Source organism: Megasphaera indica, assembly GCF_046614755.1.
GTDB lineage: Bacteria > Bacillota > Negativicutes > Veillonellales > Megasphaeraceae > Megasphaera > Megasphaera intestinihominis.
Window position 1 is genome coordinate 1 of the sequence record NZ_JBKKJR010000062.1, and the last position, 363, is coordinate 363.

Genomic DNA, 363 nt, shown 5'->3' on the forward strand with positions numbered 1-363 from the left:
GGTGCTGAAGAAAAGCCGCCGGGACCCCGACGCAGTGCAGCTTACATAGGCATGAATACGTCGATTCCCGCAGATATGGGTCAAAACGACTCGATGGCCGACCTTCATGCCGTCCATGTCCCAGGACAAGTTGAAATCATCCATATGAATCCGCTTTCCTCGTTTTTTCGGGCGTCCCGGCTTGCCGCTAGGCAATGGCGGCAATTCATACATCGCCGAATCACTGCGGACATTGCAGATGAAGGCCAGGTGGGGATATTGTAAAACCCGTTCTATCAGAGGGCTTTTGGCATACCAACTGTCAAAGAGCAACAGTACCTGCCGGTCTTTCAGCAAGGGCATCACCTCCTCGATGAGATCACC

The 363-nt window shown here is 53.2% G+C and carries 1 protein-coding gene; it reads right to left on the reverse strand.

The window, feature by feature from the left end:
* The coding region (locus ACFCTO_RS12185; RefSeq protein WP_499876974.1) for a transposase at window positions 1–354 on the reverse strand (354 nt) is incomplete at its 3' end.
* Between the last annotated feature and the right edge of the window lie 9 nt (window positions 355–363).